Below are 2,443 nucleotides of genomic sequence, written 5' to 3' on the forward strand. Positions count from 1 at the left end.
TTTTGGTGCTCTACTAAATATTAGTGGTGCTCCACGCGTGAATTGCTGTTGCTCAAATTTGAATTTGATGGTGCTTTTCACGCGGAATAATCAACCAGAGCTATGCGCACAAGCTTTTGACCGGGCGAAAAGCCGGATATTTGGACGACGCGCATTTTGCGGAGGATTCTGGCTACACGAATCCTGACGAGAGCGGGCACGATTTTTTCAATGTGGGACACACTTCAACTTCTATTGCGCTGGCGGCAGGTCTTGCGAAAGGGCGCGATGTCCTTGGCGGAAAGGAAAATATTATCGCAGTGATTGGTGACGGCTCGCTTTCTGGCGGAGAGGCTTTGGAGGCGTTGAGCGTTGCAGGTTCTGAGCTGAATTCAAATTTCATCATTATTGTGAACGACAACGAGATTGCGATTGCGGAAAATCACGGCGGAATCTACAAGAATCTGAAAGAATTGCGTGAGACAAACGGAAAATCTTCCAGCAATATGTTCCGCGCGTTCGGGCTTGAGTATATTTATGAGGAAAACGGAAACGACATCGGCTCGATGATTTCGCTTTTTGAAAAGGTGAAGGACATTGACCACCCGGTTGTGCTTCACATTCACACTTTGAAGGGAAAAGGCTATGCCCCTGCTGAGAAAAACAAGGAGGCCTGGCACTGGACTCTTCCGTTTGACCGCGCTACCGGAAAGCCGGCTGTGAATTTTGGAAACGGCGAAAGCTACGGCGTGATTACTCCGAACTGGATTATGGAGCGTGCCGCAAAGGACAGGAAATTTGTTGTCGTGACTCCTGCAATGCCGGCCTCGGTCGGACTTGTGCCTGAGCTTCGTGTAAAGCTCGGCCCGCAGTATCTTGACGTTGGAATCGCGGAGGAGGCGGCAGTTGCGGTCTGCGCAGGAATCGCGAAAAACGGCGGAAATCCGCTTCTGGTTACAAATATGACTTTCCTGCAGCGCGCTTACGACCAGATTTCGCAGGATGTCTGCATAAACAATCTGCCGGTTACAATGCTGATGAACTACACTTCGTTTGACGGACTTACCGACGTTACGCATTTGGGAATTTTCGGGCTTGCGGCGTTCACAAATATTCCGAATCTTGTGGTTCTTGCTCCGACCTGCGCGGAAGAATATCTGAATATGCTGAACTGGTCGATTGAACAGAAATCCCACCCGGTTCTGATTCTGATTCCAGGGAATGAAGTTTTCCACCGCTCGTCTTGCGCAGAAGAAAAAACTTTTGACGCGCTTGACACTTACAAAGTTGAAAAGAAAGGCGAGAAAGTCGCGGTTGTCGCGCTCGGCGACTTTTACCAGAAAGGCGAGGCTCTTGCGGCGGCTATAAAAAGCGCTCTTGGCTTTGAGCCGACTTTGATAAATCCGCGTTTTGCAAGCGGCGTTGACAAAAAACTTCTGGAAGACCTTAAAAAAGACCATGGGCTTGTGATTACGCTTGAGGACGGAATCACAAGCGGCGGATTCGGCGAAAAAATCGCCTCGTTCTACGGAATTTCAAATATGAAAGTGAAGAATTACGGCCTGGAAAAGAAATTCTATGACCGCTACAATCCTGCCGGGCTTTTAAAGGAGCTTGGAATGACAACCGAGCAGATTCTGGCGGACGTGAAAGAGATTCTTGGGAAATAAAAAACTGGGAAACAGAAATTTGGAGGCGCGGCTTATGAAAAAACTTTTGCTTTCATTTTTTATCATTGCGGCTTTGGCGGCGAGTTCCTGTGCTTTTGCGGAAAATGCCGTAAATGGAGAAAATATGAAAATCAGTGTTTCGGACGGAAAAAATAAAATCGTTTATGAACTGAACGCAAGCGGGCAGAGCAAATCGCTTTACAGTCAGCTTCCGATAAAAGTTCAGATTGAAAACTACAGCACAAACGAAAAAATCTTTTATCCGAAAGAAAAAATTCCGCTGAAAAACGGAATTGAAGGCTCAGGCGATTCTGGAACGCTGGCATATTTTTCGCCGTGGGGAAATATCGTTCTTTTTTACGGAAAATTCAGCGAATATCCAGGGCTTTTTATTCTTGGAAAAGCAGTCAGCGGTGCGGAGAATATAAAAAATCTTTCAGGCATTGTTAGCGTGGAATCGGAAAAATAAATGCGGAAAATCATCCGGCAAACAGCTGGGAAAGAGATACAGCCAACAGGAGCGGAATCTAACACATTGAGGGGGGGGGGAAAACGCCCGAAAAATTTGGAGGAAACATGAAAAAACTTTTAATTTCACTTTTGGCAGGAGGAATTCTTATGTTTGGAGCAAATGCGCAGAGTTCACAGGGGACACAAAACGCAAAAAAGACGGTTGTATGCTATTTCAGCGCGACAGGGACTAAAATGAGTGCGTAAAACGATACAGAAAAAGGAGCAGATTTAAGGTGCAAACAGCCGATAAATTAAACAGGGCGGTTAGCACATGGCAAAGA

3 protein-coding genes are annotated in these 2,443 nt (G+C 46.5%); all 3 read left to right on the forward strand.

Annotated features, from left to right (window positions below; genetic code table 11):
• Positions 1-89 precede the first annotated feature (89 nt).
• The 3 genes from B5D47_RS11225 (at position 90) to B5D47_RS11370 (ending at position 2,366) form a co-directional block, all read left to right on the forward strand.
• Positions 90-1,649 (forward strand): 1-deoxy-D-xylulose-5-phosphate synthase, encoded by a 1,560-nt coding sequence (locus B5D47_RS11225; protein ID WP_268811086.1) that lies wholly within the window; start codon positions 90-92, stop codon positions 1,647-1,649.
• Positions 1,650-1,683: 34 nt separating this feature from the next.
• Complete coding sequence (locus B5D47_RS11230; RefSeq protein ID WP_078931920.1) at positions 1,684-2,118, forward strand: cyclophilin-like fold protein; 435 nt, start codon at positions 1,684-1,686, stop codon at positions 2,116-2,118.
• A gap of 107 nt (positions 2,119-2,225) precedes the next feature.
• Complete coding sequence (locus B5D47_RS11370; protein ID WP_234970092.1) at positions 2,226-2,366, forward strand: hypothetical protein; 141 nt, start codon at positions 2,226-2,228, stop codon at positions 2,364-2,366.
• The last annotated feature ends 77 nt before the right edge of the window (positions 2,367-2,443 follow it).

It is taken from the genome of Treponema berlinense, from assembly GCF_900167025.1.
GTDB lineage: Bacteria > Spirochaetota > Spirochaetia > Treponematales > Treponemataceae > Treponema_D > Treponema_D berlinense.